Source organism: Paenibacillus lentus (genome assembly GCF_003931855.1).
Lineage (GTDB): Bacteria > Bacillota > Bacilli > Paenibacillales > Paenibacillaceae > Fontibacillus > Fontibacillus lentus.
The window spans coordinates 1,220,406-1,245,471 of record NZ_CP034248.1 but is presented as its reverse complement, the minus strand read 5'-3'; the positions used below and the strand labels follow the sequence as shown (position 1 = coordinate 1,245,471).

Sequence of the window (25,066 nt, the reverse complement as noted above, 5' to 3'; positions counted from 1 at the left end):
TTCTGTAGGCCCCCATTCTATTTACCCATCTGCTATATTTATCGGCTAGACTCTGGGGATTTTTTACTAGCCTATCCATTCTTGCACAGGGATGAACTCATATTATTTTTAGATCCTATTTTAGTTCCTACTATTCCTCCCAAAAAAGATCATTCAACGTCTTGGACAAGGTTTTGCAGATCGCCACGCACAAGCTCAAACTAGGATTATATTTCCCCAGCTCGATTAATCCGATCGTTTGCCTAGACACGCCGACTAGTTGAGCTAGCTGCTCCTGTGACAAGTCCTTTTCAACTCTGGCCAGCTTCATTTTCATATTTTTCATTCGAGTTCATCCTTGTTTACATGCGTACTGGCTTTATTAGCCGCCGTATGAAGGCCAAAGGTCAACAGCAAAAATACCGGGATATAGATCATCAAGGAGGCTGCAAATACAAGAATGAAGTACCAGAGAGACTGCATCGTCCCATCGGCATATAAAATTGCGCTGCGGAAGCCGAAAAACAATGCCAGCCCTAAACCTAATAGGCTGCCCGCCACAATATTCTTGGTACTCATTTTAAATTTGCTGCTGCGATCATGAACCTCAACCGCATCTGAATACACTCCAAGGGAAACAGATCGAATCAAATAATACAGACTAGTGGCCAGCATAATGACAATCTCCGTAATCACCAATCTATCCGTGTCCAACACAGCATTTTTAACTATGACTGATCCCAAACAGATCAACATAATCAGCATATATATTTCTTTATATATCTTGTTCTGCGTATTAACAACTCTCTCGTCAACTTGCTTATTCTGGCTTGAAACCCACGGAAGCCATCTCATTTCCAGACACCCTCTCACCGTATGTAATCATTGTTCCTGTTTTAAACATACAGTAAACATGACTTTATGTCAAATATATATTGCATTTTAATTAATATAAACGACATAGTTGTGGTTTTAAAAATAAAAAACGCTCTCCTCCGTGCCTAAACTACGAAAGAGAACGTTCTATCCCTATCATGTCTATAGAAGCTCATTAAAACGGAAAAAACAACGGCAGCACTGCCACCATCACCACACCGATAAACACCTGTAGCGGGAGGCCGACTTTGATGTAATGGCTAAATTTATAGCGCCCCGCCGACATGACGAGAGCATTCGGCGGTGTGGAGAACGGTGAAGCGAAGCACATGCTTGCCCCGATCGACACCGCAAACAAATAAGGATAGGGACTCACGCCGAACTGAATCGCCGCAGTGAGGGCAATCGGCGCAAATAATACCGCGCAAGCTGTGTTACTGATGAACATCGTAAGTAGAGATGTCGTAAAATATACGCCCGCCAGCAGCGCAATCGGGCCATAGCCGCCAAGCATGCTGACCAGTCCTTCGGATAACAGCGTGGCCGCCCCGGTTTTCTCAATGGCGATCGACATGGGGATCATGCCGCCAATCAGCACGATACTTTCCCAGTTGATGCTTTTGTACGCCTCCTCCATATTTCGGACACAGCCAAAGACGACCATCAATACAGCTGCAATCATCACAGCCACCACCGCAGGCACCAGCTCCGTGATGAGCAGGGCGACCATGAGCAGCATAATTCCAGCGGCGATCGGCGCCTTAATGTCCATCGTCACCTTGCGCGACTCCTCGATTGGCTGCCCTACAACAACGACATTCGCCTGGTTTGCCGCCAGCAGCGCGATATCCTTCCAGGTGCCTTGGATGAGCAATGCGTCTCCGAATTTCATTCGTTCTTCTTTCAAATTATGAAGAAGATACTGCTCCTTCCGCTGAATCCCCAAAATGTTTACACGATACTTCTCACGGAACCCCGAATCCTTGACCAACCTGCCGATCAAACTGGAATTCGGCGTTAACATCACCTCGGCAATCCCAACCTCGCTGGTCGCATACTGTTCGGACTGCTCTGACTGCGGCCCGCTTCTTTCCGCAACATGGTGATCAAGCAAAGTGAGCCCGTAGTGCTGAGCAAATTGCTCCGCTCGCTCGAATGTCCCGTTAACATACAGAATATCGTCCTCATGTATGACCGTGTCCGGACCGGCGATTTCCTGATTAATCGTCTTAAAAAATTGGTTCTTCGCGGAAATTTTACGGCGAATCTCAATGACATTGACCTCGAATTTGGCAGATACATCTAGCTCCAGTAGCGTTTTGGATTGAATCGGTGAGTCCTTATTCACCTGAACACGAAATAGATTTTGCGTTAATTGATATTGCTTGGCGAGCTCCTTCAGCGAACGGCCTTTCTTTTTCCCCTTGCCCAACTCCTTCTGATGGTCTGGCAGGAAGCGGCGCAGAAAAAGCAGGCCGATAATGCCTGTCAGCAAACAGACGATACCGATCGGCGTAAAGGTAAAGAAGGACAAGCCCTTGTACCCGGCTTGAAGAAGCGTCTCTTGAATGACCAAGTTGGGCGGGGTACCGATAAGCGTAAGCATACCGCCTAAACTACTGGCAAAAGCGAGCGGCATAAGCAGCTTCCCCGGATGGGTTCCCGCGCTCATTGCCAGGCTCACTACAATCGGCATCATGACGGCAACAGTACCTGTATTGCTGACAAAAGCCCCGATCACCGAAGTAACCAGCATGACCATAACAAGCAGCCGAGTTTCACTTGTGCCGGCCAAGCGAAGCAGTACCCGGCTCCCCATCTTGGCCAGACCGGTCTGAAAAATACCGCCGCCTACAACGAACAATCCGATCATCATGATGACCACGGAATTGGAAAAACCGGATAATGCCTCAGCCGGGGTCAGTATATTGAACAGCATCAAAATGATTAAGGAACCGATTGCTACAAGATCGGAGCGAATTTTCCCCGATACAAATAATATTGAGGCCGCAATCAGAACAATAAGGGTGATGATCATAGGGCCATTCACTGTTGTTTCTTCCTCCTGTGCAGTTCTTTATGTTCTTAGTCATATAGCGTATGTAATAATTGTGCAATATTATCCATATCATAACATTGCACAAGGCTTCAGAACAGATTAATTCGACAGGAAATAATGTTATCTGACAAATGACTGTGGTTGGCCGACCCGCGGCTTGCACGCAACACCGACCGCTGAAAGCTGCGCACGTCTTCCGCCCCGAGTGCTCCGCTTCGCCGGGTGCAACGCAAAAATCCCCTTCTGCAATACATACAGCAGAAGGGGAGAGGTTGTTTTTTGCTGCATATCATGCCATATGCCTCGCTCATTAGCTACCTTAATCCACGTAACCAGCCAGTCCCTTATCCATGAGATAATCCATCTCCAGCTCCAGGATCGTCTCCACCGTCAACTCATCCAGCTTCACGTCCGAACGACTCAGCACATAGTCGACCAATTCATCGCCATCGATATCGACGTCCCCTTTGGCTCCCTTATGGGCATTATTGATAAAAGCCTCCTCATGCTTCAGCACGAGCCGGATTGCCTCCGGTTTGGCCTGCACTCGCTCGGCTATGTATTGGATCAGCTCTTGCTCATTGATTTGTTCACTCATAAATAGTCAGCTCCTTTTTGACGGTAGGTTATGGGTTATGGGCTCCACCGGAAGGTCTTGTACAGCTTCTAGCTTGCCCTAATGTTTGTCATTGTACCATAGGATAATATTCGATAAATAGCGCCTTTTCCTAGAGCGGTTATCGTCATTCCTCCGTTCCGCCCACAATAACCCTCCAATTATGGTCGCAGCCTGCTTTAATCGTCCGGTGCTGCTGAATATATTCTGCGATCAACTCAGCCATATCAGCTCCGATCTCCCGCACGACCGGCTTCCCCTTGAACATCTCGTAATCTCCCCCGCCACCGGCCCGGTAGCTGTTCATAACTACCTCGAACTTCATCTCTTCCTCGATATTCACGCCGTCGAGATCGGTCAGTTTGACTACCCGCTGCCCCAGCGGCCTGGCGATATCAAACTCATAGCAGATGCCCTCCCACATATCGTAATTGTAATGCTGGGCTTTGGGCCGGACGTAAGCCGGATTGACCGCAAGGTTCCCGTCCGAACTGACGACAAAATATGCGGCAGTCTGCTCTAATGCAGCCCGGATATCCCTCCCCTGAAGGCGAAGTACAGTCAAAGTGTTAGGATACATAAAATTACTCAACACATCCCGCATAGTGATCGTTGATCCGAAGCCCCGAGATTCTTCACTCAACAAGGCGGCGCAGGATACCTGGGCTCCGGTGACCTCCATCTGTACCTTATTCACGAATTCCATAAACGCATGATCCTCCGTCCGGCAGATGAACGAGCTATGGATACGCATATCCCCCTCCACCTGTCCAATCGGCTGATCCAGCCAGCTTTGCGTCTTAGCCTCCAAGTCAGAGAGCATAGCCAAAATCGTTCTATCCGCGCTCACCGATTCATCTACCCTCAGCAGCTCAGCGGACTTCTGACGGACTCGCCACCGCCCCCCCTGCATCTCCAAGTCCACCATAATTTTGCCCAAGGCTTGTCCATGGCACCCGGGCTGAATAACGGTTACGTCCCCCAATTGTGTTGCCAGGAAACGATGCTGGTGCCCGGTAATCAGCACGTCAATCCCTTCGACCTCCCGGCAGATCGCATATCCCTGGTTCTCTCCACTCAGCTTCTCCGTAGCCTCGCCGCTATCCAGATCGCGCTCGAACCCGCCATGATAAGAGACGACAAGCAGATCGGGGCACTCCTGCTCCCGAATATGGGCCACCCATGCCTTCGTCGTTTCCAATGCATCGCGAAACTCTAACCCCTCCAGATGCTGTGGATTCTCCCAGTTGGGGATATAGTGCGTCGTTACTCCAAGAATCACTACCTTAACCGGATCCGTAGAAGGGCCTATTTTTTTGACAATATAGGGTCTTCCAAACGCGGGATTTCCCGTCTTCAGATCGACAATTCCTGCCGACAACCAAGGGAAAGATGATTCTTCCATGACCCCATTCAGTATATCCTGACCATAGTTAAACTCATGATTCCCCGGCACGGCAGCATCATAATCCAGCTTGTTCAACACAGCAACCATGGGGTGAAGCTTGCTGGCTTGCTGCTTGATGAAATACGAGGTCAACGGCGAACCTTGGATCAAATCGCCGTTGTCTAGCAGAAGCAAGTCGGGAGCACGCTGCCGTTCTCGCTCAATTAGCGAAGCTATTTTTGCCAAACCTAGATTTCTTTCCTCTGCCGTTCTGTAATCGGTCGGGTAAATATGTCCATGAATGTCACTCGTCACGAGTATTTCGCATACGGCTGTTTTGTCCATTGTCATCGTCCTCGTCTCCTTACTCCTTGTATATCAAAATTACGCCATCGTACTAGATCCGCCGCATCTCCACTTAGTCTATCAAGTGAAATCATGTTTTATATTAAATGGGCCTGGGTAAAAAATGCATTTTTTTACATAAAGATAGATTTCTGCTAACAAGCCGTTAATAAACCTCTTTTATAGTTAAATGAGCAATTCAAAAAAGATTTGTGGAGGTCATACCGTTTGAGAAAAATAACCCGATTCATTCTGCCATTGTTCTTATCCGTCGCCTTCCTTAGCGCTTGCAATTCCAATGCCACGGTAAGCAATACCGGCAAGGATGCAGCGGCGAACCAACCCGCTAATCAACAGGAGAACCAGCCTGCAAATACACCAGAAGCTACTGGATATGTACCGGAAACGTTAACTGTTCAATTCGTCCCATCTCAAAATGCAGACACGCTCGAAGCGAAAGCCAAGCCGCTTGAAAAACTGCTGACAGATCGTCTGGGCATTCCGGTCAAAGTCAGCGTATCCACCGACTACAACACAATTATTGAGGCAATGGCCTCCAAAAAGGTAGATGTCGGCTTCCTGCCCCCAACCGCTTATGTCTTAGCCAAAGAGAAGGGCGCTGCCGATGTTATTCTGCAAGCTCAACGCTTCGGAGTACAGGATGATACGGGTGCTCCTACTGAAGAGCTTGTCGATTTCTACAAGGCGATGATCATCGTCAAGAAGGATTCCGACATTCAATCCGTCAGCGATTTGAAGGGCAAACGTATCGCGTATCAGAACGTAACATCCTCCGCAGGGTTCGTATGGCCCGCAGGCAAGCTTTTGGAAGCTGGACTTGACCCGCTCAAGGACGTTCAAGCCATTACGGTAAAGGGACATGACCAAGGCGTGCTCGCCGTATTGAACGACGATGTCGATGCAGCGGCGATTTTCCAGGATGCACGAAATATCGTGAAAGGCGATTATCCGACAGTATTTGAGGACACAGAAGTTCTGACGTTCACCGAGCCAATCCCGAACGATACAGTCACCGTGCGTACGGACATGAACGCGGAGTGGAGCGAGAAGATCGCTAGCGCCTTCATCGATATTGGCAAGGATGAAGCTGGCCGAGCGATCATTCAAGAAATTTACTCGCACGAAGGCTACGTGAAATCGCAAGACAGCACCTTCGATATCGTGCGTGAATACGGGGAGAAAGTAAAAACAGAGTAAGCGGATCATTTGGAATTGGAACCTCTGGAACACCGTACGTGAAATGAGCAAGCCAGTTGGAGTGCTGCCGCACTATGACTGGCTGTGCTTGTTATTAGAGATGTTAAGCAGAATTGCGCGATAAAACAATAATAAGGAATGATCATATACGTGATAGAACTGACGAATGTATCCAAAACCTATCCCAATGGCACCAAGGGTCTAAACCAAATTAATCTGTCTATTTCCCAGGGCGAATTCGTCGTCATCGTTGGCTTGTCGGGAGCGGGAAAATCCACGTTGCTTCGTTCGATGAACCGACTGCACGACATTACCGAAGGAGATATCCGCATTGGCGGAAAATCGATTACGCAAGCTTCGGGACAACAGCTTCGCACCATCCGCCGTGATATTGGCATGATCTTTCAAAGCTTCAATCTGGTCAAGCGCTCTACCGTGCTGCGCAATGTCATGGCCGGAAGAGTCGGTTACCATTCCACATTAAGAACCTTGCTTGGGCTATTCCCCAAGGAGGACACCGACATCGCCTTTGAAGCGCTGCGCCGCGTTAATATTGCCGATAAAGCCTATATCCGGGCCGACCAGCTGTCTGGCGGGCAGCAGCAACGGGTCGCCATTGCGCGCGTGCTTGCTCAGGAAGCCAAAATCATCCTCGCGGATGAACCAGTGGCCTCTCTCGATCCTCTGACGACCAAACAGGTCATGGACGATCTGAAGCGGATTAATCAGGAACTCGGCATTACGACGATCGTCAACCTGCACTTCATCGATCTGGCAAGAGCATACGCTACGCGGATTATCGGGCTCCGAGCGGGAGAGGTGGTTTTTGACGGTCCGGTGTCAGAGGCAACCGACAACGTATTTGCCTCAATATATGGACGGCCGATTGAACAGGATGAGCTGCTGGAGGAGCGGGTTGTATGAATGCGAAGCCGAGCCTCCCTATTCACGCCCGCCCAAAGGCCCCCAGTCGGTTGAAGCATGGTCTGACCGTCGTCATTATCCTGCTTCTGCTCTGGGGCAGCGCGGTTCAGACGGAGTCAACAATCGGTGAACTCGTGGCCGGCATTCCTAATATGCTCGATCTGCTACGGGAGATGTTTCCCCCGAAGTGGAGCTATATCAACAATATTACAGACGCGATGCTGGAGACGATTCGTATGGCCCTCGTAGGAACGACGCTTGGAGCGCTCGGCGCCATTCCGGTCGCCCTGCTGTGCGCCAGCAATTTGACAAGATCCGGCTGGATTTACTATCCAGTTCGTTTCCTGCTTAACCTTGTGCGCACCATCCCGGATCTGTTGCTGGCTGCCCTGTTTGTCGCTATTTTTGGGCTTGGGCCGCTGCCCGGCATATTCGCTCTGGCAGTCTTCTCCATGGGCCTGATCGCCAAGCTGACCTACGAGGCATTAGAGACGATCGATCACGGGCCGCTGGAAGCGATGACCTCCGTCGGCGCAAATCCACTGCAGCGGATCTCATACGCCGTCATTCCGCAGATTCAAGCGCATTTTGCCTCCTACGTGCTGTATACCTTCGAAATCAACGTGCGTGCGGCGGCCATTCTCGGCCTGGTCGGTGCCGGTGGTATCGGGCATTATTACGAGGTAACTTTAGGTTTTCTGGAGTATGACAAGACTAGCGTTATTATTATTTTTACATTGGCTATCGTGCTTGTGATTGATTATGTAAGCATGAAGCTGCGGGAGAAGCTGTTATGACAAAATCAGGAAACAAAATCATGCGCAAGCCGAAAAAACCAGCTTATCGCTGGCTCATTTACGCAGCGCTTGCCATCGTCTATATTTGGGCTTTCGCCGGTATACCTTATACAGGCATTAAAGAAACGGCCGGACAAATCTCCAAAGCAATCCTGGCCGGAATCTTCTCGCCAGACTGGGATTATGTCTACTTACCCGACGGCGAAGATTTACTTCGAGGGCTGCTGGATACGCTGGCGATATCCATGCTCGGCACCTTTATATCAACTGTAGTCTGCATTCCCTTTGCCTTCTGGGCGGCTACCAATATGAGCTCCTCCAAATGGGTGTCCGGTTCGGGAAAAATGTTACTAAGCTTCATTCGCACCTTTCCGGAAATCATTATGGCCATTCTGTTCATTAAGGCCGTCGGCCCGGGCTCCTTCGCCGGGGTGCTAGCGCTTGGGCTGCACTCCGTCGGCATGCTGGGCAAGCTGTTCGCCGATGAGGTGGAGAACCTGGACAAAGGCCCAATTGAAGCGTTAATTGCTACAGGGGCAAGCCGCTTGCAAATCATGTGGTTTGCTGTAATTCCCCAGGTGCTTCCTGGCTTCCTCTCCTATACCTTGTACCGGTTCGAGATTAATGTTCGCTCCGCGACGATTCTCGGCATCATCGGCGCTGGTGGGATAGGAACCCCGCTCATTTTTGCTTTAAGCTCCCGCAATTGGGAGCGAGTCGGCATTATTCTGCTCGGGATCATTATCATGATTACGATCATTGACATGATCTCCGGCTCGATCCGCAAGAGGCTGGTGTAGTTTCCCACCAGCTGTCTGCCGTATCACCAGAGAGTACACCAGTCGATTCCTCGCGACAGACACGGAACTTATTAAACGCTCCTTGGTTCAGCAATAGAGGAAAGCACCCAAGTGGGATATCTCCACCTGGGTGCTCTTCTTGTTTAACTTATCCGAAAGGAAGGGAACAGCTACCATTTTCCTCACAAAAATAGCATGAGCAAGACACTGAAGATCTCACCTATACCAAGAATGCCCGATTTTGTGACACTCTGGGTTTTTAATCATCTCGGAACCGAATTGACGCAAATGCCTGTTATGGCTACTATTTGGAATGGAGGTGTTCCATCGATGACAACACTATTACTTCTCGGAGCGTGCATGATGTTTCTTGCCGTAGCCTTAGGAGCTTTCGGAGCTCATGCTTTAAAGAATAAGCTCTCCGAGGACATGATGAAAATTTACCAAACCGGAATTCAGTACCACATTGCCCATGCGCTGGGTTTGCTGCTATTAGGCTTAATTTCTGTGCAAATCGAATCGTCTTCCCTGATTATGCTTGCCGGCTGGTTCCTCTTCACAGGAATTATCCTCTTCTCCGGTAGTTTATACGCCCTGAGCCTATCAGGCATCCGCAAACTCGGTGCAATTACGCCGCTGGGCGGCGTGGCATTCCTGGTCGGCTGGGTTCTTATGGCAATCGCGGTGATCTGATGGGGGCTGTCCGAAAAGTAAATAATTAATACCCTCCCTGAAAAAACAAACGCCTAAGAATGCTGGTTATACGGCATTCCTCGGCGTTTGCTTTGGGTTAAATTAACTCAAAACGGACTTTCTAGACAGTGACATATCTAATTATGCTCTAAACGAAGGTTACAGGGGATTAGATGGATTGGATGCACCTAAAATTATGAATCATCCCCTTGATTGGCCATATCCCTACTTCTAATGACACGGAATACATTTAAATCTACTTTTCCTACCTTACCGCCGAACCTAACTACTATAAATCCATTTATATAAGTTGGACTGTTAAAATTACAAGTTGAACTATTAAAATGAGGATGGGGTTTCTTCCGTCTTGTTCATTTTCATGCTAGGTTTGCGATTGAGAGACCATGAAGGTTTCCGATACATAGGCGAGTATTCCATTTCACGTTAAGTAAATCATATCCTTCCAACCAGACTGATCGAACTAATCAAATCGCTGCGTCTTATACCATTTGCTCTCCCGATGCATAATTTTGTCCATGATCATATTGTAAGACGCGCGGACTGAAATCACGAGGAATAACTGCGCATAAGTAAAATAAGTGATACAGGACAAAATAAAATTCCGAATGTTGCTCTGTCCGATATCCGAAGCGAGTGCCAGATTGATCTGCAGCACATACAAGTAATACATCAGCGCCCAAGCTATGATGAGATAAACATATACATCTCCCGCAAAATGGAAAGGTGACGTCAATTCGGGCTTAAATAACGCCATAACCCAATAAATGACATTAACCATAATGATCAGATCGGAAATCACAATCGTGACCAAAAACCAAAAGTAACTGGCCATAAAATAGAGTAAATGCAGCTTGATCCGCCAGCTGGAGGGCCTGAACAAGTGATGGAAATTATCCAGAACCACCTGGTAATTGCCTTTGGCCCAGCGTTCGCGCTGCTTCATATATACCGAAAGCTGCTCCGGCTCCTGCTGGTAAGCCTCAGCTTGCGAGGCAAGCGCGATAAGCTGGCCTCTGGAAAGGATTTCAAAAGAAATTGCTGTATCCTCCGTCAACGCCTGCTCGTCCCAGCCACCGATTTCTTTGATTAGCGACGTCTTAATGATAAAATTTGTTCCGGGAATCGTCCCCAGCTTGAACAGCTCCCACATCCCGGTATGAAGCACACGCTGCATGGTCACCAATTCCAGGTTAATACACCGAGAGAGAAAGTTCTGCTCCCGGTTTCGCGCTTTGTTGCGGCCGAACACCGCGCCATACAATTCCGGTTCCTCCATCGCCTTTTGCACAAGAAATAACAGCGAATTTTTCTCCGGTGCAGCATCGGCATCAAAGATGCACACCCATTCCCCGGCAGCATGCTTCAGCGCATCGTTCAGCGCTCCCGATTTTCCGCCAGTTCCTGTGCGCTCCATAATGAAAAAATCCCGATGCCAGTACTCTGGCTGAGCCTTGAGCGCCTTGAGGCGGCCAGCTGTATCATCCGTGCAATTATCCGCGACAACGATAAACTGTATTTTATGCGCCGGGTAATTCAAATGCAGGACATGTCTCGCTGTAGCTGCAATAACGAGCTCTTCATTATGAGCCGGAACGATTACCGTCACCGTAGGGAAATCCTCCATATCCGCAGGCAGCACGAGCGGTGTTTGGCTTTGCCGCCAGACGAAGCGGATGGCCCCGATCATCATGATGATCGATTGGAATACAGCGATCCAGATGCTAATTATACAAAAAACCAACAAAAAATCAGCCACTGAGATTCCCCCGATCATACTTTTTGGTTACTCTGGCTCGAAAGGCAAGGATGGCAATCGTCAGAATAACCACGGTTACTGCAAATATGAAGCTGACTCCAATGCACAGTGGAATGAACCAGCTTGTATACGCCGTCATAAGCAAGATCCAGCCACCTCCCTCCGGCAAAACCAGGGCCATTCATTGCCTGCCCAAACTGCAAATCCTATCAAATGTATTCTCCGATAAGGTCTGTCTCCGTATGTCTTTCTAGCGCAGCAATGACTGCATCGATATCCTTATATTTGCTGAATTGCTCCTTATGAAACACGACGGCCCCCGCACGAATAACGAGCTTGAGGGGCTGACCCTTTTTATCTAGAAAATGTATGTTCAACAAGGCCTGCTTAATTCGCTCGGTTAAAGCCTGCAGAAATTCATGGTTAGCCATTGGGCAGAGGATAATGAAGCGTCCCCGATCTAAAGAAAATTTATAATCCTCATACCGAATCTGCTGCTGAATGATGCTCGACAACTCCATTAGAAGTTGAGCATAGCGCTGAGAACCAAGCGATTCCTGCACTAAGGGAAGGAAATCAATCTTGAACATCGCCATGCAGAAGCTATATTGCTCAGAGTATCTTTTGGCTAAATTGGTTTGCTTCACTACGATCTCAGCCAAAGCCTCTTTATTACCGAGCGTCGTATTGAGATCAACTTGAGGAGCCCGATACTGCAGCTCTTCCATGCGCTCTATGATAATTTTACTGCGAATCAAAGCGGTTTTGATTAAAGCGGCAATAGCGAGATTAGCCGGCACGACTACAATCCAAGAGAATGCCAAAATATCCGGCTCCGCATAAGTCGACAGCCAGACAAAATAGCTAACCAAAAACACAAACGCCCCAACTACGGACAACCCCAAAGGGAGCACTAGCCCGATTAGAAGCGCCGCTAAAGCCACGATGCTGAAGGCAAACTCCGCCCCAGTATAGCTTTGCTCAAGGTAAACATGAAGAAAGAGGAGAAACTGCTCTAGCATCGCGATAAAAATAAGAATCAAATAGCCTGATGTAATACGATGTGTCGGTACTCTACCCCTCATAATCAACCTTCCTTCTCTATCATCATCAGCCCACGAGGGTCTAGCAGACTGTACATGGATGTAAAAAAATAAGCACTCCCATATAAAAGCCCATACGAGAAGTGCCGCGGCACACCGCCATAAAATATAAAATAAACGGAAGTTTCGAGCCTGTATGACTTAATTCTACAGCATGAATCTATACACTTTCTAAACAATCGCCCTAAATTATGGATTTTGCAAAGCCGTTTCAGCAAGTAGTGGGAGAACATTGTCGAAGAAATGAGTATTTTTGTTGAATACATACCCGCCAGAGTAGGAAGCGTCCCTATTTTTTAGAGTTATCATATGTTTATGCAATTGTTTTGCCCATTCCTTATCCTCCGATTCCAATGCAAGCAATATGGCCAAGCCATAGACGGAAGGTGATTCGTACGAGACCTCCGCAGTCCGGGTTACCCGGTTGTAGCGTCCCTTAATGGTTTTATACTGACGAAATTCTTGTTTTAGAAAAGATATCAAAGCGGTCGGTGGCTCATCCATCGCCGCGAGGTGAATGCCCACAATCAATTGATCGATCAAATTCACATGGTCATCAAAAGTATATTGTAATTGCTGGACATCAAAGGTTTTTGGGTAGAATATGCCGTCATCCGGCATGTTGGAGAGTACCTGCGCATATTGCTCGTATACGCCCGAATCAACAAGCTGCCTATCCCTCATTAATTTGAGCACTCCGATATCTACATAAACCAAGCTAAGCGTCGATGGTGACTCATGTCTCGCAAAGTCATGAAAGTCTACGAAATAACCTTCTTTCTGTACATACCTCTGCAAAGTATCCGATATTTCCTTCGCTGTGGTTAAATATTCATCCTTCTTCCAAAGCTCTGACGCTTCCAACAAACTGCCGATAATGCGGAGATCGTCGCCAAGCGCATTCGTGTTTACCTTAATCCGGCCATCCGGCTCCAGCTTCCATACGATATATTTCTCCGGGGTTAGAAATTTGTCTTTCAATACTTGGTAGCTACGGTCAAACAAGGCATGGTCCTGCCTCATAACGGCATATTGCATCCAGAATCCTAAGGATTCGGACAATGCCTCACGGCCCGCAACAATATCCGGGTACGTTGAGATAGCAGGCTTCAAATATGTCGCTAATGTTCCGTTCGTATTCGTCATATGCTTCGTAATAAATTTCTCCGTATAGGGCCTTTCGTTCTTCACAGCAGCCTCCCCGGAATACGTACTTACGGCAATAGAACATCCTAATAGGATGATCGTCGATAGGATGATCGTCGAAATGATCAGCAGATTTTTGCAGCTATTACGCCATACCGGCATCATTCTCACCTTTTCCTTATTGGATATTAAATCCTTTATTCATTTGTTAGCGACGAGCGACCCCATTTCTGGCTTTCCGTAATCATTCTATTATATATATTACTAAACACGCTGAAAGTAATTCTAACGAAACCTGTATAAGAAACCTATATAAGTTAAACTATTCAAATTATTCTTTAGGTTCATCTTATCAACAAGCCCTTCTGGATAACAAAAACTCCCCTTTAAAGGAGAGTTATGTCATCGTTATATTTTTTAGATTAAAGCAATCGCCAACAGCGTAAACAGGCTTAACGTTAAAATATCGCCCCCATAAAACCCTGGATAGAATGCCGAGGTTTTGACAGTCCCTCTGGCATCGGGACGCAAATAAACGTTGTTATAGTCCACGTCCATAATTGTTCCCGTATATTGCCGACCGTCCCTGGTCAAAATGCGAACCCGTTTATTTTTGCAATGCAGGCAATTATAATAGGCTTCAACCAATATCCTCATCCTCCTTTATCATATTACATATTAGTCTATGAGAAGGATGAGGGACGGTAACGGCACAGGTCTATGGATGACAACACTATTTGTTCACGCCGCGGATTTTTTTAGGATATTCTCTTGTCCTTCTTAATCTGTTTGCTCCGCAATTGTCCGCAGGCAGCATCGATATCCGTACCGTGCTCCAGACGAACGCTACAATTGATTTGCTGCTTCTTCATAACATCGTAGAAGGCCAAGATCGACTCCTTGCGGCTTCTCTGGTACTGACCATGTTCATCCACCGGGTTATACGGAATGAGGTTGACGGTAACCCCGCTCCGGCGGTCGCCGATCAGCTCGGCAAGCTCTAGCGCGTGCTCTTGGCCGTCGTTAACATCTCTGAGCAAAATATATTCCAAGGTAACCTTGCGATTCGATTTTTCCAGATAGTAGTCTATAGCTTCCATCAATCGCTCAATCGGAACCGCCCGGTTGATCTTCATGATGCGCGTCCGCAGCTCATTATTGGGAGCATGCAGGGAAATGGCCAAGTTCACCTTGAGATCAGAGTCGGCGAATTCGATGATTTTATCCGCCAGGCCGCTTGTCGATACGGTAATCCGTCTTGGCCCGATAGCCAGCCCCTTATGATCCTTCACTGTCCGTATGAAATTGGATACGTTCGTGAAGTTGTCAAATGGCTCGCCGATTCCCATGACTACAATGTGACTGACCCGTTCCTCCTGTCCGACTTGATCCAGATGGAACTGCACCTTCATAATTTGTTCGACGATTTCGGCGCTCGTTAAGTCACGACTCTTCTTAAGCAACCCGCTTGCGCAGAAGCTGCAGCCGATATTGCAGCCTACCTGAGTGGTAACACAGACGGAAAGACCGAACTTATGCCTCATCAGAACAGTCTCGATCAGGTTGCCATCCGCCAGTTTAAAGAGGAACTTGATCGTTCCGTCCGCCGACTGCTGTTTGACCTCCTCCACCAGCGTTTCCAGCGCAAAATGCTCCTCCAGCAGCGCCAGCACCTCCGGTTTGACATCGCTCATATCGGCAAATCTGCGTACCCGCCTACGATATAGCCAATCCCATACCTGGAGTGCACGCGATTTCTTGTGACCCCGCTCCTCCAGCCAGGCAATGAGCTGATTTAGCGTTAATCCATAAATGGATGATATATTCATATATTTTATCCTCTTTTCAGAACTTAAAATTCTGTTTATTATTGTCCCAAATCTTTTTTATTAAAACAAGGCTCTATTATTGAGAAATAGTACCGAAAGTGTAACTTTGTGCTCCTATCTACGTCTACAACATTAAATGGGCGAAGAAATAACAGTAGTGATCATGTCGCAGAAATGGAGTTGTTGCGCTTATGACTGGAAAAATCGTGTTGGCTGGAGGAACTGGATTCATCGGCACCTACCTAAGTAAAAAATTTCAGGAGCATGGTTATGAAATCGTACATATCTCAAGACAGCCTGATCATATCTCATGGCAGAATCACAAAGGCATCGTTCAAGCATTAGAACAAGCGAGCATACTGATTAACCTGGCGGGCAAATCCGTCGATTGTCGCTATACTCAGAAGAACAGAAAAGCCATCATGGATTCCCGTACAGAGACGACACAGCTGTTAGGCGCCGCGGTGCTTGCTTGCAAGCAGCCGCCTCCGCTTTGGATCAACTCCAGCACAGCCACGATTTACAGGCATGCCGAAGATCGCCCTATGACAGAGGCTGGCGGCGAGATCGGAGCCGGCTTTTCCGTCGAGGTCGCTCAGGCATGGGAGCAAGCCTTTTTCTCCTTTAAATTGCCGGCAACGAGACAAGCGGCGCTCCGCATTTCTATTGTTCTTGGAGAACATGGGGGCGTGATGATTCCGTACAAAAACCTCGTTCGCTTTGGGCTTGGCGGTGTCCAAGGACCAGGAACCCAGCGATTTAGCTGGATCCATGTCGAGGACATTTATGGAATTATTACTTTCCTGGAGGCTAGGAAGGATCTGAGCGGCGTGTTCAATTGCGCTTCCCCGAACCCTGTCACGAACCGCGAGCTGATGAGCCAGCTGCGGCAAGCGATGAATCGCAAGTTCGGCCTGCCTTCACCGAAGTGGCTGCTAGAGCTCGGTGCCGTGATGATTCAAACGGAGACAGAACTGATTCTAAAAAGTCGCTGGGTAATTCCCGAGCGCTTGATGCAGGAAGGCTACAAGTTTAAGTTTCCAGAGCTGGATCAGACGCTTCGTCATATTTTGCATGGATAGGAGAGTGGAAAATGAAATTCAAAAAAGAATTAAGACGCGTAGTCATTTTTCTGCTCATTATATCTGCCTTTCTCTTTTTAAATAACTCCTCTCTGCTGACGAAGGGGCGCGATGGAGCCCCCTATCTGCTGGCGCATCGCGGTCTGGCCCAGACATTCAGCATGGAAGGAATCGAAGGAGACACTTGCACAGCTACGCGAATTTACGAGCCTGAGCATCCTTATCTGGAGAATACGATTCCCTCGATGGAGGCCGCATTTGAGGCCGGGGCAGAAATTGTTGAGCTGGATATTAAGCCTACGAAGGACGGACAGTTTGCTGTTTTTCATGATTGGACGATGGACTGCCGAACAAATGTACAGGGCATGGTCAGCGATTATACGATGACTGAGCTCAAGGAGATCGATATTGGATACGGTTATACAGCGGATGATGGCGATACGTACCCTTTCCGCGGTAAAGGGATCGGACTGATGCCTTCGCTGGATGAGGTGCTGTCCTATTTTCCGAGTGGCTCCTTCCTCCTTCATATCAAAAGCAACGATGTCGCTGAAGGCCGTCAGCTTGCGAAATTTCTTGCAGATCTGCCGGAAGCACGCCTAGAGCAGCTAGCTGTTTATGGAGGAGACGCCCCTATAGCTGCTTTACAGGAAGAGCTGCCTGGGCTGAGAGTGATGTCGAAGGCTACGCTTAAGAGCTGCCTCCTGTCCTACGAGGGGATCGGTTGGAGCGGTTATTTGCCGTCGGCCTGCAAGAATACGCAGCTGCATATTCCCGAGAAGTTCGTCCCGTGGTTATGGGGATGGCCGAATAAATTTCTGAATCGCATGGATAGCGTCAACACTCGGGTCATTATCGTCGCAGGCAGCGGAGAGTGGTCGGAAGGATTTGATGCCGCAGAGGATTTAACAAGGCTTCCCAAAGGCTATACCGGCGGGATCTGGACGAACAGAATTGATCGGATCGCACCAGCCTTAAGATCGCACCAGCCTCGAGATCGCGCCAGCCTTGAAATAAGATGAGGTCAACCGCGCGCTGGTATGCAGCCCAATACTGTAATCAATAAAAAGGAAAGCTAATAGGGGCTACAGATACGCAATCGGCAGGAAGATCCAATCGTCGAGCGACAACAAACTTTGTCTGCGACATAAGTCTTTGAAACGACGTGTATCCAAATCTCTAGCATGCGATCGGTAATCTTGAATCTCTATATCTCCTTTCGCACAACCCGGCAAAAAAGCCAAATCAAGATACCGGTATCCGTTATTAAAATCACGAACCTCCCATTCCGGATACAAATGATCGAAGTTACCGACAACCGGATACCATATCGAATGCAACAACTGCACGGTTCCATGGCTAAGTCCTTTTTGTAACAACTCACGTCTTCGATGGTTCTTCTCCTGTTCAATTTGTTTCTGCATCCACATCTCATATTGTTTCTTGAACATAAAACCCACCCCCTTTTTCTGAACGAAATAAAAATGCCGCTTCGATACTTATAAGTATCAAAGCGGCATATGCTTCATGACCGTTGACTTGAGTATAGCATTGAGATTTGATCAGAATCAAGGTGAGATTAAGGGTTCATCAGTTATTCCCGTATATCAGTTAAGTCCGTATAATTGTGGAAAACGCTATGGCTTAATAACAGATTGACCTGTATAAGTTAAACTATTGAAATGGATGTGAGGCAAGCACGTAAAATGTTTCTACAATCGCTATTGTTCCCAGATTTCTTGGATGATAAGGTCCATAAGAGGCAGAAATCCCGGTCACAAAGGCGAACACAAGCTTATGCCCCCGACCACACCAACACTTTAAGAAAGAAACGGTTTTTATCGTAATTGGACAAGTCCCTATTCGTATATTATATGTTGTTAAAACTAACTAGCCCCTCTCCTAGGAGCCTGCCCCTTTATAACGTCTAACCCCCATGTTCCAAGCCAACAGGCCGATGGTGAGGAAGATTGCCCCCATCACCGGAGTAAGCAGGGCCATGCTCGTCATCTCTTCCCGCTGCAGGAACAGTGCAGCCGGGTAGATGCCAACAAACGCGAAGGGGATGACCCATGTTAGAAGAATCTGAATCGTCCGGTTATAAATCGTCACCGGATAGCGCCCATAGTTCTGTATGTTGAACATGAGCGGAAGAATCCCAGTCGGTGCGTCCGAATAGAATGACAACGAGGTCAGCGCGGTGTAGATGCCTGTATAAATCGCTACCGCGCTAAGCGTAAGAACAATAAGCGCCGGGATCGTCCACCATTCGAACGGCAGTCCGAGCTGCCCGCCGCTGATCACCATGATGACCATACCTACGACAGCGCCAATCAGCGCGGGCGGATCGATATTTTCCAAGAAAATTTGAAATAAATGATGCGCCGGACGCGTCAGTACGCGATCCATCTCTCCCTTGACGATGTAGCGCTCGCTGAAATTCCACATGTTGACGAAGCAGCTGAAGACGGCATACGGTACCATGAAGAAGCCGTAGACGAATATAACCTCGTTTTGGCTCCAGCCCCCAAGGCTGTCTGTATGCATAAACACGACTAATATAAAAATAAAGTTCGTCGCCTGGAACAGCAGATCCGATATAACCTCAACCCAGAAGTCGGCACGATAGGTGAGCCGGGTTTTCATGTAATTTTTAAAATATTCCACAATTAATCCTAAATAATAAAATATCCTTGTCATGCCTCTTGTTAACCTCCTTGCACGAACAGTCGCTGACGCGCCGCCCGGTATAACAGGATCATCGGGATGATCAAGGCCACGAACCAAAATACCTGGATACCCAGCACGTTCCAAATGCCGACGCCCTGCACCCTCCCCGTAAAGACGGAGCCCGGCAAATAGGTGATCGCCTGAAAGGGCAGCACCTCAAGCACTTTGGACAACCAGCCCGGGAACAAGCTGATCGGTACAATGAGTCCAGAGAAGAGATCAACCAGGACACGCTTCATCCGCATAACGCCTTCGTTATTCTCAATGAAGAAAGCCGAGAGTCCCGTAATGACATTAATCTGCGAGTTGATCAGGAAGCTGAAGATCAGCATGACAAGAAAGCCTGCCCATGCCGACGGAGCGGTTGGCAGCTGTACCGGAAACAGCAGCATGGCAATCGCCATGCCGGGAATCATGAACAACAGGAAGCGGAACATGCCCTCCCCAAGTCCCTGCATCATTTTGACGAACACATAGTTATAAGGACGTATAAATTGAATGGCAATGCTGCCGTCCCGAATATCGGTCGATATTTCCCGATCCAGATTGTTGAAATAGAATGCCCTCGCCATCCAGGACACTGCGACGTACGTCGTCATCTGCACGGCGGTAAAGCCGCCCAGGGAATCCCCTTCGCCATAAATGGCCTTCCAGGTGAAATAATTGACCCCGATATTGAGGGTGTAGATCAGAATGCCGGTATAATAGTTAACTCGATAAGCAAGCATGGTCAAGAACCGGATACGGATAAAATCCAAGTAAGCGCCCAATAGCAAGCGTCTTCCGCCAGCAGGCGACTTTCGTCCGCCCGGATTGTTCGATTTGGATGCCGAGAATGCTGTGGTGAGACGTTTAGACATGACTGATCTCTCCATCCGTTATTGAGCTCCCTGCACCTTCCGTCTTCTCGGCTGACCCGGACTGATAGATGCTGCGGACAATTTCGTCGGTGTTCGTCTCGATGATTTTGATATCCGTAATATCGGCTTGTCCCACAACGCGTCCGAGTACGTCGGATACGTTGAGCTCCAGTGGAATCCAGACCTTGGCATTCAGATCATTCTCGGCTGACCATTCCACGGACAGTCCCGTAGTCCATTGCCTTAATGTCTCCAGCTTGGTCGCTCTTCCAAATTGGAACAACACCTCACGTCCCGTTCCCCAGCGCTGCTTAAGCTCCTCCAACCCGCCGTCGTAAATAATTCGGCCATCATCCAGCATGATGACGCGAGAGCAGAGGGCCTCAATGTCCTGCAGGTCGTGCGTCGTTAACAGGATCGTTGTTCCGTGTTCACGGTTCATATCCTTGAGGAAATCGCGTATTTCCGACTTCACCACGATGTCGAGCCCGATCGTCGGCTCATCGAGAAACAGGATCGACGGGTTATGCAGCAGCGCAGCCACCAGTTCGCAGCGCATGCGCTGTCCCAGACTGAGCTTGCGCACCGGGCGATTCAGCAGATCCTGGAGCTTCAGGCGTTCGACGAGCTCGTCCAGCCGCTTCTTAAAGTCCTGCTCCGAGACCCGATACACCTTCCGCAGCAGCTGGAACGACTCGATCACACCGATGTCCCACCATAGCTGACTGCGCTGGCCGAATACAACACCGATATTCTGCACGAAGCGCTCCCGCTCCTCATAAGGAACGTAGCCCCCAACCTTGAGATTCCCGGAAGTAGGCACCAATATGCCGGTCAACATTTTGATCGTCGTTGATTTGCCTGCACCGTTCTCTCCGATATAGCCGCAAATTTCGCCTTGCGGAATGGCAAACGTAATATCTTTAACGGCAATGACTTCCTGATATTGCCGTTTGAATAAATCAGCGAAGGCCCCTTTGAGGCCTTCGCGGTTTTTTTGTATCTTGAAAGCTTTACGCAAATCCTGCACTTCAATCGCGTTCATTTTACACCTACCTCACTTAGGCTATCTTGATGTCTTATCTCAAGCTCCTATTATAAATTACTACCTTCAAAACCTCTACATTAAAAGATTAACTATATAGTATAAACCAAAAAGTGGAATGGGGGCATGGGAGCAAAATGATTCGCAATGATTCGGAGAAACGGCATGGGCAGTCCCAAAATGTTAAAAGTCGACTGCTGTAATTCCCGTTCCCGTTTATTCTGAAGGAAAGTTACTTCGGGAGCATGGGCTCTGGGGGCTGGCTTGGGCCGACCTCTGGCGGCTTTGGCGCCTTGGGTTGCCTGGGGCTGACCTCTGGCAGCTTTGGCGCCTTGAGTTGCCTTCACGAGTAGCAAATTTCTGCCTCCTATGAACATGTATACTTTAAAAAACGCAATCCTAGGAATATGGGACATTTTCACATACTTCCCCACATCCGTTATAGTAATTCAACATAAAATATCTATAGTTCAACTTAATAAATGGATTTATAGTAGTTAGTTCCTGCGAAAAAAAAGGAAAGGGGATCTAAATGGATTACATGTCGTTAGAAGAAAGGAAATACCCATTATAGGCATGAATCTCGATTTTAGGTACATGAATGCAACTAGAATAAAAAGTGGACAGTCCTTAAGTGAACCTAGATAATAATCCTTAAGGGAGAGATGTCCGGATGGAACGTAATAGTTACAGTGAAGAGTTTAAGAAGCAGACAGTGAAGTATATTTTAGAGCAAAGTAAGTCCATGCCGCAGTTGGCCGAAGAACTCGGTATATCTGCCGGTGTGTTGCACAACTGGAAAGCACTTTACCGCGATGAAATCCAGCTGGAATCTTTAGTCACACCGGAGAGAGTGCGTCAACTCGAACAACAACTGCGTAAAAAGGAACTGGAGAATCAAGAGAAGGAGCGGGAAAATCAAGATCTCCAGGAAGAACTCGCTATATTAAAAAAGGCGCTGCACATCTTCAGCAAAGAAAGGAACTGAGGTTCCAATTCATTGAAGAACATCGCTCCGAGTTTTCGGTGGAGAAGATGTGCAAGGTTTTACAAGTGTCTCGGAGTGGCTTCTACAAGTGGCAAAAGGCATTGCCTAGCGAGCAGAAACTTCGAAAGGCGAAGGTTCTGGAGAGAGTCAAGTATCATTTTCATGACTCCGGGGAACGCTACGGCAGTCCTAAGATTACCCGAATGCTGTGGAAAGAGCGTATCCAGGTCGCGGAGCGCACAGTTAGCATCTACATGAAAGAACTGGGGTTGCGTTCTTGTGTCTCCCGTAAATTTAAGGTGCAGACGACCGATTCCAATCATGACTCACCCATTGCTCCCAATGAGTTGAACCAGAACTTTGCCGTATCTGAACCGAACAAAGTGTGGGTTGCAGATATTACCTACATCCCCTGCCGAGAAGGACGGCTGTACTTGGCTAGTCTGATGGATCTGTGCACACGCGAGATCGTGGGTTGGCGTCTTTACGGCCGGATGACAACAGAACTTGTCTTAGATGCTCTAGAGGCCGCATATGATGCGAAAAAACCAGGTAAGGGATTGCTTCACCATTCCGATCGCGGTTCACAGTACGCATCGAAGGAGTACCGTGACAAGCTGGAATCGTATTCCATGAAGGTTAGCATGAGTCGTAAAGGGAATTGCTACGATAACGCTTGTATCGAGTCATTTCACAGCATCTTGAAAAAAGAACTCATCTACAGAACGAAGTTCAAGACCAAACAACAGGCTTACGAGACCATTTACAGGTACATTGAATTTTTCTACAACCGCAAACGAATCCACAGTTCAATCGGCTATGTGTCGCCGGTTCAATTTGCTGCGCAATTCAAGAAGGAGACGGCGTAAACTTTCACTTAATAGGTGTCCACTTTCTTGACAGAAGTCCAGAAATCCATCTAATCCCCTGAAATTTTCGTTTAGACCATAATTAGCTGCATAAACTCCATTTAGTACACAACCTCTTAGTTGCAGAACCACTTAGTATGCACAACTTAGTGTAGAACCACTTGGGGTGTTCACAGCTTGGTGTGCAACAGCTTAGTGTATAGCCCACCTGGGGTGTACAACAGCTGAGTATACAGTCACTTAGTGTGCACACAGCCTGGTATACAACAACTTAGTACATGCGGCAGCTATTCGTCCATAATAGGGATCATAATTGTAAATTCGGGATGCGCGCTATAAGGATCCTGGTTACCCGGGTATATTTCAAAATGCGTGAGCTCCTTGCCTTCCTCCGGGGGCGTCTTATGTCCTTGCTCCTCGATCCACGTATAGATATTGCTGTAGGATTGGCTGACGTCTTGCTCTGCACGATGTTCACATTTGACATATTTCATTGTCGGAACTTCTACGATGACCATGCCGTCCGGAACCCGATCTCTACCGGAATCGGAGACTTCAAATACCGCATAATGCACAAACCGGCTTCCCCCCGGATAAGCATGATAAGATAAGCCGTAGTAACCGCTAGAATCTACGATGCCGGAGATCTCGCCGCGTCGCCGCTGCAGCTCCTGATGAATTACCCGTATACTCCCCTCGCCCGCTTGGACAAACGTACCCTCCCAACGCAATCCAATCGCGTAAAAAGCCTGTTTTGTAACAACTGCTGCTTCATTTACCTGCTCCATAGCCACCTCTCCCTATCACCAAAAGTATCGTTGCTGTAGGTACTCGGTTACTATTTTACTACAACAATCTTACAATATCTGTATTTATTTCTGTTCATTCCCTTAAAAACGCCGTAGAATCAAACTTGCCATTTGTATTGCATGATTCTATTCTCATGCATATTCATTTAGGGTACCCTAGCTGTAAGTACCTGTTCGCAAAAAGCACAAAAAGACAGGAGATTCGATCCATCACAATGATACGATGATACGCACAAGGAGGTTATGCAATTGGAAGGGTTATTACGGATGAAGGATGCTTTGGAGCGGATTGAGCAGAAACTAGAGGGGCGGCTGAATATTGAGGAAATTGCTAAAGCAGCCTGCGTATCTCCATTTCATTTTCAACGCGTGTTCCTCATATTGACCGGCATGACCGTAGCCGAATATACACGCAAACGCAAACTGACCTTAGCCGCACAGGAGCTGGCAATGACTTCTTCAAAGGTCATTGATGTGGCACTGAAGTATGGCTACGATTCTCCCGAGTCCTTTACTAAAGCATTTCGTAAAATTCATGGCGTTCCGCCCTCGGAGGCTCGTAATCCAGGTGTCAGCCTAAAAGCCTTTCCGCGCATTTCCTTCCACCTATCACTGAAGGGAGATCAAGATATGGAATACAAAATCCTGGACAAGGAAGCTTTTAATGTCATAGGCAAGTCGATTGAAGTAAAATGTAATGACAAAGGACGGATTTCAAGCTTCTGGCAGGAGTGCCATCAGAATGGTGTGATAGAAAGGCTCAGATCCTTGAGTAACGGCGGTAATTTTATCGGAGCGTGCATGAACATGCAGCCGGAAAGTGGGGATTTTACCTATATGATCGCTGCCCCTACTGATCTAAATACTTCTGCTGAGGGAATTACTCTAACCACCATTCCTCGTTCCACTTGGGCGGTCTTCAACGCAGTCGGCCCCGTTCCGTATGCCATTCAAAATGTGTTTGAGCGGATATTCCAGGAATGGTTCCCGGCTACCGGCTATGAGGTCGCGAATGCGCCTGAATTGGAGATCTACTCCCCGGGTGATACGTCAGCTGAAGACTATCTATGTGAAGTCTGGATTCCTATTATCAAAAAATGACAGCACAAGGCCGACTGCCTAACGCAGTCGGCT

At 47.9% G+C, this 25,066-nt stretch carries 24 protein-coding genes and 2 pseudogenes; 9 read left to right on the top strand and 17 right to left on the bottom strand.

The features are described 5' to 3' along the window. Positions 1–130: 130 nt before the first annotated feature. The 5 genes from EIM92_RS05685 to EIM92_RS05665 all read right to left on the bottom strand — a co-directional run bounded on the left by EIM92_RS05685 (position 131) and on the right by EIM92_RS05665 (position 5,262). A complete protein-coding gene (locus tag EIM92_RS05685; RefSeq protein WP_125081858.1) occupies positions 131–325 on the bottom strand; it encodes a helix-turn-helix transcriptional regulator in 195 nt (64 codons plus the stop codon). Beyond that, complete coding sequence (locus EIM92_RS05680; RefSeq protein WP_125081857.1) at positions 322–834, bottom strand: DUF6773 family protein; 513 nt, start codon at positions 832–834, stop codon at positions 322–324. Before EIM92_RS05680 ends, EIM92_RS05685 begins: the two co-directional genes overlap by 4 nt. A 196-nt stretch (positions 835–1,030) precedes the next feature. Beyond that, a complete protein-coding gene (locus EIM92_RS05675) occupies positions 1,031–2,905 on the bottom strand; it encodes an SLC13 family permease (RefSeq protein WP_125081856.1) in 1,875 nt (624 codons plus the stop codon). 328 nt (positions 2,906–3,233) lie between these two features. Next, positions 3,234–3,512 carry a hypothetical protein gene (locus EIM92_RS05670; RefSeq protein ID WP_125081855.1) on the bottom strand — a complete coding sequence of 93 codons (279 nt, stop codon included), beginning with the start codon at positions 3,510–3,512 and terminating at the stop codon, positions 3,234–3,236. A gap of 145 nt (positions 3,513–3,657) precedes the next feature. Further along, positions 3,658–5,262 carry a bifunctional metallophosphatase/5'-nucleotidase gene (locus EIM92_RS05665; protein WP_125085017.1) on the bottom strand — a complete coding sequence of 535 codons (1,605 nt, stop codon included), beginning with the start codon at positions 5,260–5,262 and terminating at the stop codon, positions 3,658–3,660. Positions 5,263–5,490: 228 nt separating this feature from the next. Here EIM92_RS05665 and EIM92_RS05660 point away from each other — a divergent pair, with 228 nt between their 5' ends. The 5 genes from EIM92_RS05660 (at position 5,491) to EIM92_RS05640 (ending at position 9,694) form a co-directional block, all read left to right on the top strand. Continuing rightward, the gene (locus EIM92_RS05660) at positions 5,491–6,480 is read left to right on the top strand and encodes a phosphate/phosphite/phosphonate ABC transporter substrate-binding protein (protein ID WP_125081854.1); all 990 of its coding nucleotides are present in this window, start codon (positions 5,491–5,493) and stop codon (positions 6,478–6,480) included. A gap of 150 nt (positions 6,481–6,630) precedes the next feature. Then, positions 6,631–7,404, top strand: coding sequence for a phosphonate ABC transporter ATP-binding protein (gene phnC, locus EIM92_RS05655; protein WP_125085016.1), 774 nt, complete (start codon positions 6,631–6,633; stop codon positions 7,402–7,404). Then, complete coding sequence (phnE, locus tag EIM92_RS05650) at positions 7,401–8,201, top strand: phosphonate ABC transporter, permease protein PhnE (protein WP_125081853.1); 801 nt, start codon at positions 7,401–7,403, stop codon at positions 8,199–8,201. The genes phnC and phnE (EIM92_RS05650) overlap by 4 nt, the downstream gene beginning before the upstream one ends. Next, positions 8,198–9,001: a phosphonate ABC transporter, permease protein PhnE gene (gene phnE, locus EIM92_RS05645; protein WP_125081852.1), complete on the top strand. Its 804-nt coding sequence runs from the start codon at positions 8,198–8,200 to the stop codon at positions 8,999–9,001. The genes phnE (EIM92_RS05650) and phnE (EIM92_RS05645) overlap by 4 nt, the downstream gene beginning before the upstream one ends. A gap of 330 nt (positions 9,002–9,331) precedes the next feature. Continuing rightward, complete coding sequence (locus EIM92_RS05640) at positions 9,332–9,694, top strand: DUF423 domain-containing protein (RefSeq protein ID WP_125081851.1); 363 nt, start codon at positions 9,332–9,334, stop codon at positions 9,692–9,694. Between the two features lie 481 nt (positions 9,695–10,175). On the opposite strand, the gene EIM92_RS05635 is transcribed toward EIM92_RS05640, so the two are convergent. The 6 genes from EIM92_RS05635 to rlmN form a co-directional block, all read right to left on the bottom strand. Further along, positions 10,176–11,471, bottom strand: coding sequence for a glycosyltransferase family 2 protein (locus tag EIM92_RS05635; RefSeq protein ID WP_125081850.1), 1,296 nt, complete (start codon positions 11,469–11,471; stop codon positions 10,176–10,178). Further along, positions 11,464–11,652 carry a hypothetical protein gene (locus EIM92_RS05630; protein ID WP_125081849.1) on the bottom strand — a complete coding sequence of 63 codons (189 nt, stop codon included), beginning with the start codon at positions 11,650–11,652 and terminating at the stop codon, positions 11,464–11,466. Before EIM92_RS05630 ends, EIM92_RS05635 begins: the two co-directional genes overlap by 8 nt. A gap of 28 nt (positions 11,653–11,680) precedes the next feature. After that, on the bottom strand, positions 11,681–12,556 hold the full coding sequence (locus EIM92_RS05625) for a GGDEF domain-containing protein (RefSeq protein ID WP_125081848.1): 876 nt from the start codon (positions 12,554–12,556) through the stop codon (positions 11,681–11,683). Positions 12,557–12,763: 207 nt separating this feature from the next. After that, positions 12,764–13,885 carry a glycosyl hydrolase family 8 gene (locus tag EIM92_RS05620; RefSeq protein ID WP_342772905.1) on the bottom strand — a complete coding sequence of 374 codons (1,122 nt, stop codon included), beginning with the start codon at positions 13,883–13,885 and terminating at the stop codon, positions 12,764–12,766. A 252-nt stretch (positions 13,886–14,137) separates the two neighbouring features. Then, the gene (locus EIM92_RS05615; RefSeq protein WP_125081847.1) at positions 14,138–14,377 is read right to left on the bottom strand and encodes an LSm family protein; all 240 of its coding nucleotides are present in this window, start codon (positions 14,375–14,377) and stop codon (positions 14,138–14,140) included. Positions 14,378–14,478: 101 nt separating this feature from the next. After that, positions 14,479–15,549 (bottom strand): dual-specificity RNA methyltransferase RlmN, encoded by a 1,071-nt coding sequence (gene rlmN, locus EIM92_RS05610; protein WP_125081846.1) that lies wholly within the window; start codon positions 15,547–15,549, stop codon positions 14,479–14,481. A gap of 191 nt (positions 15,550–15,740) precedes the next feature. Here rlmN and EIM92_RS05605 point away from each other — a divergent pair, with 191 nt between their 5' ends. Together EIM92_RS05605 and EIM92_RS05600 are read left to right on the top strand one after the other, a co-directional pair. After that, positions 15,741–16,631 carry a TIGR01777 family oxidoreductase gene (locus tag EIM92_RS05605; protein ID WP_125081845.1) on the top strand — a complete coding sequence of 297 codons (891 nt, stop codon included), beginning with the start codon at positions 15,741–15,743 and terminating at the stop codon, positions 16,629–16,631. Positions 16,632–16,642: 11 nt separating this feature from the next. Then, complete coding sequence (locus EIM92_RS05600) at positions 16,643–17,653, top strand: glycerophosphodiester phosphodiesterase family protein (protein WP_125081844.1); 1,011 nt, start codon at positions 16,643–16,645, stop codon at positions 17,651–17,653. Between the two features lie 66 nt (positions 17,654–17,719). On the opposite strand, the pseudogene EIM92_RS05595 reads toward EIM92_RS05600, so the two are convergent. The 5 genes and pseudogenes from EIM92_RS05595 to EIM92_RS05575 form a co-directional block, all read right to left on the bottom strand. Then, a pseudogene (locus EIM92_RS05595) lies at positions 17,720–18,082 on the bottom strand (transcriptional regulator); the annotation flags it as partial. A gap of 451 nt (positions 18,083–18,533) precedes the next feature. Then, positions 18,534–19,322 carry an ABC transporter permease gene (locus tag EIM92_RS05590; protein WP_211344457.1) on the bottom strand — a complete coding sequence of 263 codons (789 nt, stop codon included), beginning with the start codon at positions 19,320–19,322 and terminating at the stop codon, positions 18,534–18,536. A gap of 17 nt (positions 19,323–19,339) precedes the next feature. Beyond that, a complete protein-coding gene (locus EIM92_RS05585; RefSeq protein WP_125085014.1) occupies positions 19,340–20,089 on the bottom strand; it encodes an ABC transporter permease in 750 nt (249 codons plus the stop codon). A 124-nt stretch (positions 20,090–20,213) separates the two neighbouring features. Next, complete coding sequence (locus tag EIM92_RS05580; RefSeq protein WP_125081842.1) at positions 20,214–21,266, bottom strand: ABC transporter ATP-binding protein; 1,053 nt, start codon at positions 21,264–21,266, stop codon at positions 20,214–20,216. Between the two features lie 92 nt (positions 21,267–21,358). Next, entirely contained in the window at positions 21,359–21,622 is a 264-nt protein-coding gene (locus tag EIM92_RS05575) for a hypothetical protein (RefSeq protein WP_125081841.1), read from the bottom strand. Positions 21,623–21,939: 317 nt separating this feature from the next. Between EIM92_RS05575 and EIM92_RS05570 the strand changes: the two are divergent. Continuing rightward, positions 21,940–23,123: pseudogene (locus EIM92_RS05570) on the top strand (IS3 family transposase). Between the two features lie 287 nt (positions 23,124–23,410). On the opposite strand, the gene EIM92_RS05565 reads toward EIM92_RS05570, so the two are convergent. Then, the gene (locus EIM92_RS05565) at positions 23,411–23,911 is read right to left on the bottom strand and encodes a GyrI-like domain-containing protein (RefSeq protein WP_125081840.1); all 501 of its coding nucleotides are present in this window, start codon (positions 23,909–23,911) and stop codon (positions 23,411–23,413) included. 264 nt (positions 23,912–24,175) lie between these two features. Here EIM92_RS05565 and EIM92_RS05560 point away from each other — a divergent pair, with 264 nt between their 5' ends. After that, a complete protein-coding gene (locus EIM92_RS05560) occupies positions 24,176–25,033 on the top strand; it encodes an AraC family transcriptional regulator (RefSeq protein ID WP_125081839.1) in 858 nt (285 codons plus the stop codon). The last annotated feature ends 33 nt before the right edge of the window (positions 25,034–25,066 follow it).